Consider the following 15,437-nt stretch of genomic DNA (forward strand, 5'->3'; position numbering starts at 1 on the left):
GTACTTTCTCGTTTTTGCGAGCATAGAGTTTTACTCTTCGGTATCAATTGATACCTATTCATTTTTTAACTTATTTAGTGCTAATTTTTTGAATTGCTTCAATAGTTTTAATATTACTATTAACTCTTTTCTTCATATTATACTTTTTTATATGTTTCGTTAAAATCTTAAGATATTTCTTATGATTTCTAGAACCTTTTTCAAAAGTAGATAACTTCTTTTGGATCTTTAAAATATCTTCTGGTATCGAATTGTTAATATCCATTTTAATTCCCTCTAGTTAAGTTATACTGCAATTATTACACACCAATTCTTAAAATTAGATTAAATTTAAAACAGATATAAAAAAAGGCCTGAAATTTAATCCAGACCTTTTATGAACTAAAGTTAAATAAAATTATTATTGTAATAATCTCATAACATTTTGTTGAACATTATTAGCTTGACTCATAGCGTAAGTTCCAGCTTGAGCAATAATATTTTGTTTACTAAAGTTAGCACTCTCTTGTGCATAATCAACATCTCTAATAATTGATTCTGCAGCTTTAATATTAGTTTGTTGAGTATTTAAGTTTCTAACAGCTGATTCTAATTGATTTTGAGTAGACCCGAAGTCAGCTCTCCAACCATTTAATCTATCAAGAGCATCATCAATTTCAACCATTTGAAGTCTTGCATTTGCAGCTGTAATACCAAGTCCAGCAGCACTTGTAACACCAGCACTTACTAAACCATCAAGAGGAGCTAAACTAAGACCTGTTGAGTTTGCTTGAACTGTTGCACCAGTAGAAATAGTATTAGCAGCTTTATCACCCATTTGGAATGTTTGAGCATCTGCTACAGTTGTATCTGCCGCACCTTTTTGTAAAAGTGAAATACCATTATAGTTTGTTTGTGAAGCAATATTATCTAATTGATCAATTAATTTAGCGATATCTTTAGAAATTGCTTTTCTACCTTCTGTAGAAGTAGTAGCAGTTGCTGCTTGAATTAATTTAGTTTTAACGATATCTAAAATATTAGATTGTTCAGACATAGCTTTATCAGCAATTTGCGTTAATGCAATTGCAGAATTACCATTTGAAACTGCTTGACCAGTTGAATTAGCTTGAGTTCTTAGTTTATCAGCAATTGATAATCCAGATGCATCATCACTTGCTTTATTAATTCTAAGACCTGAACTTAATTTTTCTAGCGAACTGTTTAACGTTTTATTTGTATTTGAGTTTGCTTCTTGTGCTGCTAGTGCAGCAACATTTGTATTAATTCTCATGTTTGACCTTTCCTAATCTTCTCATTTACTGTTTGCGTACGCGTATATATACATGATTTTATCTAAGCTAATATTAAACTTTGTTTAAAATAACGCCTGTTTCAATATGGTTTGTATATGCAAATTGATCAAAAAGAGCAAAGTTAGTTATTTTATGAGTCTTAGTAAGCTCTTCTAAATCTCTATGTAAAGTTTCAGGATTACATGAAATATAGATAATTTGATTATACCCTTTAACTAGTTCTCTGGTTGTATCATCAAGCCCTGCACGTGGTGGATCTACGAATATCGAATCAAAATTATAATCTTTTAAACTAAGTCCTTCAAGTCTTTTAAATGATCTTTTTTCTTCTAAAGCTTCAACAAATTCTTCTGCACTCATTCTTACAAAACTTATTTTATTATTACTATTTAGCTCACAATTTATTTTTGCAGATTTTATTGATGTTTTTGAAATTTCTGTTGCTAAAACTTTATTAAATTTTGAAGACAAAGGAATTGTAAAGTTTCCACCACCACAGTATAATTCACAAAGATCATTTGAAGAGTCTTGAATATTATTTAAAACCCATTCAATCATTTGAATATTTACTTTTGTATTTGGTTGTGTAAATCCACCTTCTTGATATTGGAATTTATAGTCTATATTATTAATTTTAAGCTCTTCACTAATTGTATCTTTTGATAAGATAACTTTTTGTTTTCTAGATCTTCCTATAATGCTAATATTTAATGATTTTTCTATCTCTTTTGCTAGAATTTCCCAGTTTTCATCAAGTTTTTTATGATAAATTAGTGTTACAAGGATATCTTTTGTTGTAGAACTTAAAAACTCTATTGAGAATATTTTATGCGATAAAATAGTGTTTTTTTCTAACTCTATTATTAGTTTTGGCATAATATTTGCAATATCTAAACTTACTATTTGACATGAATCTATTTCTAAAATTTCTTTATTAAAATCATTCATTGCATATGATAATTTTGGTTTATCTTCATTATCAAAGTTTTTCCAAATTCTAAATTCAGCTCTGTTTCTGAAATTTTTATCATTACTTCTGATTATATCAAACTCTAAATCTGTAAAATTAGAGAATCTTTGTTTTTCTCTTTGAACTTTAAAGTCTAATTGCCCTTCATAACCAACATCATGTATTGTACATGAACCACATTTTCCAAAATATTCACAATTCATCTATATATCCTCTTGTATTTAAACTTGTATTATATTCAATTGATTATAATACGCCCATGAAAGAAAATTGGCAACAACAACTACACACACTATTAAATTGTGATTTAAAATCTTTATATCCATTAGCTAGAAGTTTAAATAGAAAACTTGAATTTTACGTAGGACCAACAAATTCAGGTAAAACATATAATGCAATGAATAAATTAAAAGAAGCAAATTCTGGACTTTATTTAGCACCATTAAGATTATTAGCATTAGAAGGCTATGAAGATTTAAAAAAAGATAATATTGAAGTATCTTTAATTACAGGTGAAGAACAAATATTTGATGAAAGTGCATCTCATGTATGCTCAACTATAGAAATGATTGATTATGATCTTGATGTTGATGTAGCAGTTATAGATGAAATTCAAATGCTTGATGATGTTGATAGAGGTTGGGCTTGGGTAAATGCAATAATTGGTTGCCCTGCAAAACGAATTATTATGACAGGTTCTGTTAATGCACTTGATGCAATTAAAAAAATAGCAGAATATTTAGAAGAAGAATTAACAGTTGTAAAGCATCAAAGAAAAACACCTTTAGAAGTTTTAGAAAAATATACATCATTAGATAATTTACATGATGGAACTGCATTAATTGCTTTTTCAAGAGCAGATGTTTTAAGATTAAAACAAAAACTTTCTAAAAAATATAAAGTATCAGTAATTTATGGTAATTTATCTCCAGAAGTAAGACGTGATGAAGCTAGAAAATTTAGAGAAAAAGAGACTCAAATTTTAGTTGCAACAGATGCAATTTCAATGGGATTAAATCTACCAATAAAAACAATACTTTTTACAAATGATACAAAATTTGATGGAGTTTCAAAAAGAAAAATAAATGTAAATGAAATAGTTCAAATAGCTGGTCGTGCAGGAAGATATGGACATTTTGAAGCTGGATTTTTAGGTGCTACAAGAAGAGATATTTTAGCTCATATAACATCAGAATTTAAAAAACCAATTAAAACAATTAAACCACCTTTTAGAGTAAAAATTAATGCATCTCAATTAGATTCATTATCTTCACATATAAAAACAAACTCTTTAACAAAAGTATTAAAGTTTTTTGCAGAAAATATGTATTTTTCAGGGCCTTTTGTAGCAGCAAATATCTCTTCAATGATAACAGCTTCAAAAATAGTAGATAGCAAAATAAATTTAAAGTTTGAAGATAAGTATTTATTGGCACAAGCTCCAATAACAACAAAATCTCCAATAATTTTACAAGCTTATGAAGCTTATATTGCAGCTGTTATCAAAAGAAGAGTTTGTACATATAAACCTTCAATTACTTTACCTAAAAAAGCAATTACGCAAAGAGACCTTTTATTAGTTGAGGATGAAGTAAAAAAGATATCTTTATATCTTTGGCTTTCTTATAAATTTCCTGAAATTTTTCCTGACCATGATAAGGCATATAATTTAAGAAATACATTTAACTCTTTTATTGAAAGGTCATTAAAAGGTAAGTTAATTGAGATAAGTTCTCCTAAAAAAGATTTTAAATATAAAGATAGAAATAATTCTAAGAAAGATTTTAAAAAGCCTACTAGAAGAAAAGATAACAATATTGAAGAGAAAAAAACTACAAGTTTACGAAATCATAAAACTTATAACAAGAAACGATTAAATAAATAAATATAAATCAATTTTTAGTTAAAATAATACAAAATTGAACTAAAGTGTAAAAAGGGATTCATTTCATGTTAAAGATGTTTAAAGCTGATGACAATGAGATATTTAGAAAAGAATTATTAAAAGAAGAAATTAATACTGATAAAATACAAAAGTTAATTGATAAAGGTATTGATATTAATAAGCAAGATGAAAAAGGTAGAAGTATTATCTTTACATTGGTTGCAAGAAAAAAAATAGAATCCATTAGACTTTTATTAAATAATAATGTAAATATATATCTTGAAGACAACTACGGAAAAACTGTTTTAAATGATGCCATTACAAAATCTGATGGAATGATGATAAGATTTTTATTAGATAATACGGATTTTATAAATCATAAAAATTCAGTAAATAGAACAGTAATACAAGATATATCTCTTGAAGGTAACTTTAGAATTTTCCAAATTCTTATGAACTATAAACCAGATTTAAATTTAAAAGATGATTATGGTAAAACAGTTTTATTTGATGCTGTAAATGGTGGAAATGTAAATATTATAAGAGAAATTGCAAATAATATTGATGATATTAATATTGTTGATGAAAATGGCCAAACAGTACTTTTTGAAGCAGTGTTAAAAGATGATTTTGAAATCACTGAAGCATTGATTTTAAATGGAATTGATGTAGATTTACGAGATAACAAAGGTCAAAATGTACTTTTTAATACTGTGTTATTAGGTTTAAAAGGTATTAAAACACTTGAACTTTTAATTGAAAAAGATATTAATTTAGATCAAAAAGACAATAACAATAGAACAATTCTTGATGAGATTATTTATCTTTTAGATACACAAAAAACATCTTTGAGAGATCTTGAAGGTAATTATACATTATTAAAAGAAGATACTCATTTTACAGAAATAACACTGCTTCTTGTTGAAAGTGGACTTGATATTAATAGACTAGATGATAATGGTTTAACTGCTTTATATAAAGAGATTGAAAGAAAAAACTATGAAAACATAGAATTTTTAATTGATTGTGGCGCAGACATAAATTTTAAAGATAATGAAGGTAGAAATTTATTTCACCATGAAGTTTTAAAAGGTTCAGCAAATTATGCAATGATATCTTATTTAGTTAATAATGGTATAGATATTGATAATAGAGATAATTACGAAAAAAGCATATTTGACTATTTATGTGAAATTATAATGGTTCAAAAAGGCCTTAAAGAAGATTGTTCTTTAGAAAATTTTGAAATTGATGAAGATGAAAAATATGATGTTTTATTTAAAAGATTACTCCTTTTTAGACCAAAATTAACAAAAACGACAGCAGATGGTAGAAATATACTATTTGAAGCAATCCTTTATAATAATTTTGAATTTTTAACTTTATTATTTAATTACGGAATGGATCCAAATATTATTGATAATAATGGTAATAGCCTTTTATCTGTACTTGTTGATGATGGTTTAAAGATTAAAAATCCAAAGCTAAAAGATCTATTTTTAGAAAGATTAGTTTTCTTACTAAAATTTAGAGTAAATGTAGATATTCAAGATAAAGATGGAAAAACTGTATTTCATAAAGCTGTTATTGCAAATGATTTAGCAGTTGTAGAAAAACTACTTACAAAAAAAGCAGATTTAAATTTAAAAGATAATCAAGGAAGAACAGCTTTACAACATACTCAATGGCATGGAAATTATAAAATTGCTAGATGGCTAATAGCAGCTGGTGCTAATATTAATGAACCTGATAATGCAGGATTTACTTTATTAAATTATGCAGCTATTTTTGGTCATGTTAATTTAGTAATAGCCCTTTTAGTTTCAGGTGTGTTAATGTATAACAAAAATCAAAAAAGTAAAAAAGTTGCACTGTTTTTTAAATCTAAAGAGAAAAATTTAGATAAACTTTTAAATAATAATATTAGTGATGAAAAAATGAGAAGAGCACTTATTGAAGTTGCTGAGAATACAAAAAAAGAAATAAACGAAGTTTTACAAGGATAAAAATGAACAATAAATCAATCATAATTTTAGCTGCTGGTGCTGGGACAAGAATGAAATCAACTACACCAAAGGTACTACACAAAATCTCTGGTAAAGCAATGTTGTATTATTCAATAAAAGAAGCACTAAAATTAAGTGATGATATTACAGTTGTTTTATATCACCAAGCCTCACGAGTTCAAGAACAGATGCAAAAACATTTCGAGGGAATTAATTATGTAATTCAAGACCATGAAAATTATCCAGGAACAGGTGGTGCTGTTATGGGTATAAAACCAAAATATGAAAAAGTTTTAGTTCTAAATGGCGATATGCCTTTAATTCAAGCAGGCGAACTTAAGAAGTTTGATATTGAAGCTACAATTGTTATGTCAGTATTAGAGCTAGATAGTGCAGATGGATATGGAAGAGTTATTATAGAAAATGGAAATGTTAAAAAAATTGTTGAACAAAAAGATGCTAACGAACAAGAGTTAGCAGTTACTATTGCAAATGCAGGTATTTATCAATTTGAAACAAATTTTTTATTAGAAAACTTACCTAAACTATCTAATGATAATGCACAAAAAGAGTATTATATTACTGATTTAATTGAAATGGCTATTAATGAAGGAAAAGTTTTAAAACCTTTAACAGTTAATGAAGAAAATTTCAAAGGAGTTAATTCAAAAGTTGAATTAGCAGATGCAGAAGTAATACACCAAAATAGAATTAAAAATGAGTTCTTAAAAGAGGGTGTTATTATGAGATTACCCGATACTATTTATATAGAAGAGGGTGTTGAAATTCAAGGTGAATCTATTTTGGAAAATGGTGTAAGCTTACTAGGAAATTCAAAAATTATAAATTCTCATATTAAAACAAATTCAGTTGTAGAAGATTCTATTATTAAAGATTCAGATATTGGTCCAATGGCAAGAATAAGACCTGGAAGTGATTTAAATAAAACTCATATTGGAAATTTTGTAGAGACAAAAAAAGCCTTATTAAATGGTGTAAAAGCAGGTCATTTAACATATTTAGGTGATTGTGAAATAGATGAGGGTACAAATATTGGCTGTGGAACAATTACTTGTAACTATGATGGAATTAACAAATATAAGACTATTATTGGTAAAAATGTATTTGTAGGTTCAGATACACAATTAATTGCACCAGTAACATTAGAAGATAATACTATGATTGGAGCTGGTTCAACAGTAACTTCTGATGTAAAAGATGGACAGTTATATACTACTAGAGCTAAGAAAAGAGCTGTTGAAGGATATTTTTACAAACATTTTGAAAATAAAAAATAAAGATTTACTATGTTATTAAAAGATAAAAAAATATTACTTGCAGTAACTGGTTCTATTGCAATTTATAAAGCATTAGAATTAATTAGGTTATATATAAAAGCAGGTGCACAAGTTCGAGTTATTATGACTTCGGGTGCTAAAAAATTTATTTCACCAATTACTTTTGAAGCAATTTCTCAAAGTAAAGTATTAGATGAAGAGAATGAGAATTGGGATAAAACTCAAGATTATAATCATATAGATATTGGTAAATGGTCTGATATTTTTGTGATTGCACCTTGTTCTGCAAATACTATTAATAAATTATCAAATGGACTTGCAGATAATTTATTAACACAAACAGCACTTGCTTATCCACGAATGAAAATCTTAGCACCAGCTGCAAATACAAATATGCTTAAAAATCCAGTGACACAAGCTAGTTTAAAAATGCTAAATCTTTGTAATTTTGAAATTATTTCATCTCAAACTAAAGAGCTTGTATGTAAAGATGTTGGTGATGGAGCAATGGCAGAACCAGAAGAAATCTTTTATGCAACTGCAAGAGAACTTTTAAAAGAGGAGTATTGGGTAAATAGAAAAGCTGTTTTAAGTGGTGGTGGAACAGTTGAAAAAATTGATGATGTTAGATATATTTCAAACTATTCATCAGGGAAAATGGCAAGTTCATTAGCTCTTAGTCTGTATTTAAAAGGTGCAGATGTTTGCCTTGTATCTTCACGAGGACATGAAAACTTACCTAAAGCAATTCATATAATACCCGTTCAAAGTAGTTTAGAAATGTATGAATATCTTGTTGATTCAATAAGAGTTGCGAAAAAAGGTATTCTTACCAAAACTACGTTAATGGATAATTCTAGACCAACATTAATTCAAAAAAAGCCATTTTTATTTATGGTTGCAGCCGTTAGTGATTATATTCCTGCTTTTCCTCAAAATGGAAAAATGAAAAAAGATATGATTGGTTCATCTTGGGATTTAAATCTAAAACAAAATATTGATATTTTAAGTTCATTAGATAAAAATGACATAATCTCAATTGGCTTTAAAGCAGAAATGGATGAAGTTACAGCATTAAACTCTGCAAGTTCAATGTTAGAAAAAAAGAGTTTAGATGCAGTATGTTTAAATATTTTAGGAGAAAATAACTCTTTTGGTTCAAATACAAATGAAATTGAATTAATTCTAAAAAACAATTCTTACTCTTTTAAGGGTGAGAAATTACAAATATCACTTGGAATTCTAAATAAACTACAAAAAGAGTTTGAATCTGATGAATAATCAAAATATGCCTTCTCATATTGCTATGATTATGGATGGAAATGGTAGATGGGCTAAAGAAAGAGGTCTTAAAAGAACAGCTGGTCATGAAGAAGGGGCAAAAGTTGTTCGAGAGATAACTAAGTATTGTTCAAATATTGGTATTAAATATCTTACTTTATATGCTTTTTCTACTGAAAATTGGCAAAGACCAAAATTAGAAGTAGAATTTTTAATGAAACTTCTTGATAGATATTTTAAAAAAGAGTTGCCAATCTATCTTGAAAATAATGTTAAATTCAGAGCAATCGGTGATTTATCAAGATTCTCTAAATATTTACAAAAAACTATAAAAGACATAGAAGAAAAAACGGCTCATTGTACAGGTTTAACACAAGTTCTAGCACTAAATTATGGTTCAAAAGATGAAATACTAAGAGCTATAACAAAATTAAATAAACAAAATCTTGAAGTTACAGAAGAAAATTTTGAATCATGCTTAGATACAGCAGGAATGCCAAATGTTGATATTATGATTAGAACAAGTGGAGAAGTTAGGCTTTCAAATTATCTTTTATGGCAAAATGCTTATGCTGAAATGTTTTTTACTCAAACATATTGGCCTGATTTTAATTCTAATGAATTAGATGATATATTATCAGACTTTAAAAATAGAGAGAGAAGATTTGGAGGTATTTAGTTTTATCTTTGGTGCAGTTATTGGATCATTTTTAAATGTACTAATATTAAGACTTCCTTTAAATCAATCAGTAGTAACGCCTAGAAGTTCTTGTCCTTCATGTAACCATATAATAGCTTGGTATTATAATATTCCTTTATTTTCTTATTTATATCTAAAAGCCTCTTGTGCTTATTGTAAAGAAAAAATATCATCTCAATATTTTATTGTTGAGTTACTAAGTGCAGTTTTAACACTAGCTTTATATATAAAATTAGGTTTAAGTAGTGAACTTATCTTTATGTTATTATTTGGTTATACCTTAATTACTCTATCTTTTATAGATTTTAAATATAAAGCAGTACCAGATTATTTATTATTGATAGCATTGATTTTATCTTTTTTTGTAAGCTCATACCCTCTTATAGAATCATTGAAAAATGCATTTTTGTTTGCTGGTGCGTTAGTTTTACTAAATTTTATTATCACTTTTTATATACAAAATATAAAATCAAGAATATTAAAAGATGATAGTTTAAAAAATCAAGAAGCCCTTGGTGAAGGGGATATTCCAATAATAGCAAGTATTGCAGTTATCTTAGGAATAAAAGGTGCCTTAATAGCTATATTTTTAGCAGCATTTTTTGCTATAATACCATCACTATATTCAAATTTTGTGAAAAAAGATATTCAAACTCCATTTATACCTTATTTAGTTTTAGGCTTAATCTGTGAATATTTTTTTAATCTAGAAAGTTTTTTAAAGGTAATTTATTGAAATTAAAACAGTATTTATATTCTCAGCTAGCTATTACATTTTTTCCTATTTTTTTAGGGCTTTTTTTTATAACATCAGTTGTATTTTTAGTAAAGATTGCTTCTTTAACTTCAATTATTACAATAAATTTTGCTGAATTATTTACTCTTTATGCATATGTAATTCCTCAAATTATTTTTTATACAATGCCTATATCTTTTTTTATATCACTTGTTATTACTTTATCAAAATTATCTAGTGAATATGAACTTACAGTTATTACATCTTTTGGTTTAAATCCTGTAAATGTATTAAAAATATTTTTCCCAATAACTATGCTTTTATCAGCTATTTTGTTAATTGTTTCTGTTGGGCTTATTCCAAAAACTAAGTTTTTAACAAAACAATTTTTAGAGATTAAAACAAAAGAAGCAAATTTTAATATTAAAGCATCTGAATTTGGTCAAAAATTTGGTGATTGGTTAATCTATATCCAAAATAAGGAAGATAAACTTTATCAAGATGTAAAATTATTTAAAACTCTTGATGGTAAAGACCAATTTATTATTAGTGAAACTGCAGTTTTAAATAATGAAAAAGGAAATTTAAGTTTTAGATTAAATGATGGTAAAGCCTTTTATTTTCTTGATTCAGAAGTAAATCAAATTGACTTTTCGTCTATGTTAATAAACGATTCTTTAGGAAATAGTAACTATGTCACTTTTTCTACAACTTATAATTATTGGAAAACAATGATTAAGAAAAAGATTGATATTGATGATTTAAATTTCTTTATTTTGGTTTCTTTATTTCCACTTCTTTCACTTTTTTTAATTATTACATTTGGATATTTTAATCCAAGATATGAAAAGAACAAAGCAGTTACTTATGCACTTATTTCAATTGTTTTATATTTTGTATTAGTTAAAGCTATTGGTGATGCATTGTTTTTACATACTTTATATATTATTCCAATTCTTTGGGTAACAGGTACATATATTCTTTACTCAAAAACTGTTAAAAAAGAGTACTAGATAATTATGAATATAAAATTTGTAATATCTTATGATGGCTCTTCTTATCAAGGATCTCAAAAACAGCCAAATGGACAAACGATTGAAAATAAACTTTTAAAAGCATTTAAAAGAATAAATATTGATACAAAAATCATTTTGAGTGGAAGAACAGATAAAGATGTTCATGCAACAGGACAAGTTTTTAATTGTATAATTCCATCATTTTGGCAAGATTTAGATAAGTTAAAAGTAGTATTAAATAGAAACTTACCATCTTCAATAAAAATTAGATATGCAAGAAAAGTAAATGATGATTTTCACTCAAGATTTCATGCAAAAAAAAGAGTTTATAGATATCTAATCACAACAAAAGAGACAAATCCTTTTAATGATAAATATATTACTTATGTTCAAACAATAAATGAAGATTTAGTAAAAGAAGCTATAAAAGAGTTTATAGGTACTTTTGATTTTAAATATTTTCATAAAGTTGGAAGTGATAAAGATATCACTGTAAGAGAAGTATTTGATACATGTTTTTATAAATATAAAGATATATATGTTTTTAAATTTATTGCAAACTCTTATTTACGCTCTCAGATAAGGTTAATGGTAGGCTTTTTACTTAAAATATCAGAGGGAAAATTAAGTATTGATGATTTAAGAGCTCAGCTTCTTATGAAAAAGCATTCTTCAAAATTTCCTGCTGTTGCAAATGGATTATATTTAGCTAAAGTTACTTATTAAAGGATTTAAATGTTTTTTCGTAAAAAAAAATTTTATACTCTCTTGGATATTAAAAATCAAATTGTATATACTCCTTTAATTTTTGTAATAATCTTAGCAATTGTATCAACTTTTGTTATTTATCTATTTTTAAAATATCAAGAATCTCATAAAATAAAACTTCTAGTTCAAAGTGAAAGCTTTTATAATAAAAACATATTAAAAAACTATATATCAAATGTAAATACTAAAACAAGTGAAAGTGTTGATTTTGAAGAGAATAATATAGTTAAATATGTTTATGAATTAAAAGGTTATTCAAAATCTTTTCTTTTAAGAAATGAAACCTTAGACCTTGAAATGTTCAAAAACTATATGTATATTTTAGAAAAAAGAAAAAATGTAAATTTTATGCTTTTTGATGCAATTACTTATAAAGTTTTATATGGAAAAGATATTGTAGATTATTTAAGAGAACAGACAAATTCAAAATTGAATACTCAAAAGTTTAATAACTTTATGCTAAAACATATTCAGTATACAAGTGATGATAATATGACTTATTGGATAGATAGCAAAAAAAGAAAAGTTAGACTTAGTTATTTTAGATTTATTGATGATAAAGGTTTGATGCTTGGAGTATTTTCAAAAGTTGATGATATGAGAGCTCTTACAAAAAAAGCAATATTAGATTCTATTGTAAACTTTAGTAAGCTTGAAGATAAAGCTCATTTTGTTTTTTATGATGAAAACAATAAACTTATTTATAATTACAATGCTAAAGGAAAAGAACTATCTGTTAAAGATATTAATAAATTTGATTTAGTAAGTGATGAAGATTTTGTTTACACATTTCCTGAATACAATTATAAAATCATAGTTAAAAATACATTTTTAAAAAATGAAATGAAAGCAATAAAAATTGAACATGAAAATAGATTACTTATTGGAATTTTTATCGTTTTATTTATTGCAATTATTTTAATTACTACAGGAAATATTTTTGGAAGATTTATTAATACAATGTTTAATAGATATAACCAAAGATTAAAAAGAAAAAATCTTTTATTAACAAAGTGGAAAGAGAGATATGAATTAGCAATCATCGCATCAAATGATGGTTTATGGGATATAGATCTTGATACAAATAAAATCTTTTTTTCAAACAAATGGCTTGAAATGTTTGGTTATAAAAGAGATGAAATTCAAAATTTTAATGAGTGGTTAAATATTGTTCATAAAGATGATAAAGAAAAAGTTTTAAAAGGTTTTTCAAATCATGTATCTTCAAATAGTGAACATTTTATATGTGAATATCGTTTAAGAGATAAAAAAGGCAATTATAAGTGGGTTTTAGTAAGAGGAAAGGCTTTTAATTCTGAAAATGCAAATAGAATGTTAATGATGTCAATGGATATTGATAATAGAATGAAGTTAACAAAAGAGCTAAGAGATGTTGAACTTCTTACAGAATTTGGAAGAATTGTAATTTTTAGATGGAAAAACGATGAAGATTTAAGTATTAAATTTGTTTCTAAAAGTATTGAAAACTATGGATATACAATACAAGACTTTGAAGACCTAAAAATAAAATACTTTGATTTTGTTCATAAAGACGATATTCAAACATTAAAAAATGTAATAAATGAAGCAATAATAAATGATGCAAACTCATTTACAAATATTCATAGAGTTGTTGATAAAGACAATAATATTAAGTGGGTTTATAATCGAACAATTTTAGTAAAAGATGATTATGGAAAAGTTACTTCATTTTATGGTTATTTAAATGATATTACTAAAATTAAAATGAATGAAGAAGAGTTAAAACAAAAAGTTCAAGATGAAGTTGAAAAAAATATAAAAAAAGATAGATTATTAATACAACAAAATAAAATGGCTTCAATGGGAGAAATGTTAGGAAATATTGCACATCAATGGAGACAACCATTAAATAACATTAATTTACTAATGTATTTTATTAGAGATAATTATGAAAACTTTACGAAAGAAGAACTGCATGAATCAATCGCAAGTACAAAAGTGCAAATAGATTATATGTCAAAAACAATTGATGATTTCAGAAATTTTTATCAACCTACAAAAGATAAAAAAGTATTTAATATTAAAGACTCAATAGTACAATGTTCTAAAATTGTTAATTCATCTTTTGAAAGACATAATATAAAGCTTGAAATAAGTGGTGAAGATGTTTTTATAGATAGTTATCAAAATGAATTTGAGCAAGTTGTAGTAAATATTTTAAATAATGCAAGTGATGCAAAAATAATAAAAGCAAAAAAAGACAAATTTAATGCAAAAGTTATAATAAATGTATCAAGTAATAATAATTTAATCACTACTTCAATTTTTAATAACTGTGGAAATGTTGAAAAAAAGATATTAGATAGAATGTTTGAACCATATTTTACTACTAAATTTGAAAACCAAGGTACTGGAATTGGCTTATATATGGCAAAAGTCATTATAGAAAAGAATATGAAGGGTAATATCGAAGCTTTTAATAAAGATGATGGAATCGAATTTTTAATAACATTTAAAGCTTAATTTTATTTTTGATATAATCAAAATAATTTAAGAAAAGTTCAAGAGAGAGAAGAATTATAATGAATGAATACACTACAAGAGTACTATTAGTTGAAGATGAAGATGTAGCAAGAAAAACTTTAGGATTTTATCTTAATACAATTTTTGATGAAGTTATTGTTGCTGCTGATGGACAAGAGGGTATTGAAATCTTTGAAGAAAATTTCAATGAAAATAAATCATTTGATTTAGTTTTAACAGATTTAAGTATGCCAAATAAAAATGGTATTGAAATGATTGATGAAATGTTAAAGTTTACACCAGATCAAAGATTTATAATTGTAAGTGCTCATAAAAATGAAGAAGATTTATTAAAACTTATTAATTTAAGAGTTTTAGGATACTTTGTAAAACCACTAAATATTGATAATATGATGGAAATGCTACAAAAAGCAAAAAAAGAAGTTTTAGAAAGTAAGATAAAAGTAGAAAGTAATGATAAATTAATTACATTAAATAAAACATATACATTTAATCTTTCTAATAATAAACTTTATAATAAAGAATCAATAGTAAAATTATCTAAAAAAGAATCTGATATTTTAAATGTATTAATTGCAGATTATGGAGAAGTAATTTCTGTTGAAAAATTCAAAGAAGTTGCATGGAATGATATTAATACAAATGATTCTGCATTTAGAACAGTTATGAAAAGATTAAAAGATAAAATTAAAGATGATGATTTTATTGTTTCTCATAAAGGTTATGGTTACATAATTGAGAAATTACTAACAATTTAACTAAAAATAATTATTTAAAAGGGGAATATTTATTAATATTCCCCTTTTTTTATAGCTAAAAATAGCAAAAATCAAGAAAAAGCACAAAATTCCCCTAAATTCCAAAATTTAAGCCAACAATAAGAAAAACCCCTTGACAAAGCAGAAGTAATTCCCTATAATTCCCGTCCAAAAACAGACGAACGACATCAAATGAGA

At 25.6% G+C, this 15,437-nt stretch carries 13 protein-coding genes; 10 read left to right on the forward strand and 3 right to left on the reverse strand.

Annotation, left to right across the window (positions count from 1 at the left end; translation table 11 throughout):
- Positions 1 to 70 precede the first annotated feature (70 nt).
- The 3 genes from ACERKK_RS05255 to trmA form a co-directional block, all read right to left on the reverse strand.
- Positions 71 to 265 carry a hypothetical protein gene (locus tag ACERKK_RS05255; RefSeq protein WP_373772032.1) on the reverse strand — a complete coding sequence of 65 codons (195 nt, stop codon included), beginning with the start codon at positions 263 to 265 and terminating at the stop codon, positions 71 to 73.
- Between the two features lie 135 nt (positions 266 to 400).
- The gene (locus ACERKK_RS05260; RefSeq protein WP_373772033.1) at positions 401 to 1,273 is read right to left on the reverse strand and encodes a flagellin; all 873 of its coding nucleotides are present in this window, start codon (positions 1,271 to 1,273) and stop codon (positions 401 to 403) included.
- 73 nt (positions 1,274 to 1,346) lie between these two features.
- Positions 1,347 to 2,468: a tRNA (uridine(54)-C5)-methyltransferase TrmA gene (trmA, locus tag ACERKK_RS05265; RefSeq protein ID WP_373772034.1), complete on the reverse strand. Its 1,122-nt coding sequence runs from the start codon at positions 2,466 to 2,468 to the stop codon at positions 1,347 to 1,349.
- Positions 2,469 to 2,524: 56 nt separating this feature from the next.
- Here trmA and ACERKK_RS05270 point away from each other — a divergent pair, with 56 nt between their 5' ends.
- The 10 genes from ACERKK_RS05270 to ACERKK_RS05315 all read left to right on the forward strand — a co-directional run bounded on the left by ACERKK_RS05270 (position 2,525) and on the right by ACERKK_RS05315 (position 15,239).
- Positions 2,525 to 4,150 carry a helicase-related protein gene (locus ACERKK_RS05270; RefSeq protein WP_373772035.1) on the forward strand — a complete coding sequence of 542 codons (1,626 nt, stop codon included), beginning with the start codon at positions 2,525 to 2,527 and terminating at the stop codon, positions 4,148 to 4,150.
- Positions 4,151 to 4,215: 65 nt separating this feature from the next.
- Positions 4,216 to 6,156, forward strand: a complete 1,941-nt coding sequence (locus ACERKK_RS05275; protein ID WP_373772036.1) for an ankyrin repeat domain-containing protein — start codon at positions 4,216 to 4,218, stop codon at positions 6,154 to 6,156.
- Between the two features lie 2 nt (positions 6,157 to 6,158).
- The gene (gene glmU, locus ACERKK_RS05280) at positions 6,159 to 7,454 is read left to right on the forward strand and encodes a bifunctional UDP-N-acetylglucosamine diphosphorylase/glucosamine-1-phosphate N-acetyltransferase GlmU (RefSeq protein ID WP_373772037.1); all 1,296 of its coding nucleotides are present in this window, start codon (positions 6,159 to 6,161) and stop codon (positions 7,452 to 7,454) included.
- Between the two features lie 9 nt (positions 7,455 to 7,463).
- On the forward strand, positions 7,464 to 8,735 hold the full coding sequence (gene coaBC / locus ACERKK_RS05285; protein ID WP_373772038.1) for a bifunctional phosphopantothenoylcysteine decarboxylase/phosphopantothenate--cysteine ligase CoaBC: 1,272 nt from the start codon (positions 7,464 to 7,466) through the stop codon (positions 8,733 to 8,735).
- Positions 8,728 to 9,414: a di-trans,poly-cis-decaprenylcistransferase gene (locus tag ACERKK_RS05290; RefSeq protein ID WP_373772039.1), complete on the forward strand. Its 687-nt coding sequence runs from the start codon at positions 8,728 to 8,730 to the stop codon at positions 9,412 to 9,414. The genes coaBC and ACERKK_RS05290 overlap by 8 nt, the downstream gene beginning before the upstream one ends.
- On the forward strand, positions 9,362 to 10,171 hold the full coding sequence (locus ACERKK_RS05295) for an A24 family peptidase (RefSeq protein ID WP_373772040.1): 810 nt from the start codon (positions 9,362 to 9,364) through the stop codon (positions 10,169 to 10,171). The genes ACERKK_RS05290 and ACERKK_RS05295 overlap by 53 nt, the downstream gene beginning before the upstream one ends.
- A complete protein-coding gene (locus tag ACERKK_RS05300; RefSeq protein WP_373772041.1) occupies positions 10,168 to 11,184 on the forward strand; it encodes an LptF/LptG family permease in 1,017 nt (338 codons plus the stop codon). The genes ACERKK_RS05295 and ACERKK_RS05300 overlap by 4 nt, the downstream gene beginning before the upstream one ends.
- A 6-nt stretch (positions 11,185 to 11,190) precedes the next feature.
- On the forward strand, positions 11,191 to 11,913 hold the full coding sequence (gene truA, locus ACERKK_RS05305) for a tRNA pseudouridine(38-40) synthase TruA (protein WP_373772042.1): 723 nt from the start codon (positions 11,191 to 11,193) through the stop codon (positions 11,911 to 11,913).
- A gap of 9 nt (positions 11,914 to 11,922) precedes the next feature.
- Positions 11,923 to 14,460 carry a PAS domain-containing protein gene (locus tag ACERKK_RS05310; RefSeq protein ID WP_373772043.1) on the forward strand — a complete coding sequence of 846 codons (2,538 nt, stop codon included), beginning with the start codon at positions 11,923 to 11,925 and terminating at the stop codon, positions 14,458 to 14,460.
- 59 nt (positions 14,461 to 14,519) lie between these two features.
- A complete protein-coding gene (locus ACERKK_RS05315) occupies positions 14,520 to 15,239 on the forward strand; it encodes a response regulator transcription factor (protein WP_373772044.1) in 720 nt (239 codons plus the stop codon).
- The last annotated feature ends 198 nt before the right edge of the window (positions 15,240 to 15,437 follow it).

This window comes from Poseidonibacter sp. (assembly GCF_041821165.1).
Classification (GTDB): domain Bacteria; phylum Campylobacterota; class Campylobacteria; order Campylobacterales; family Arcobacteraceae; genus Poseidonibacter.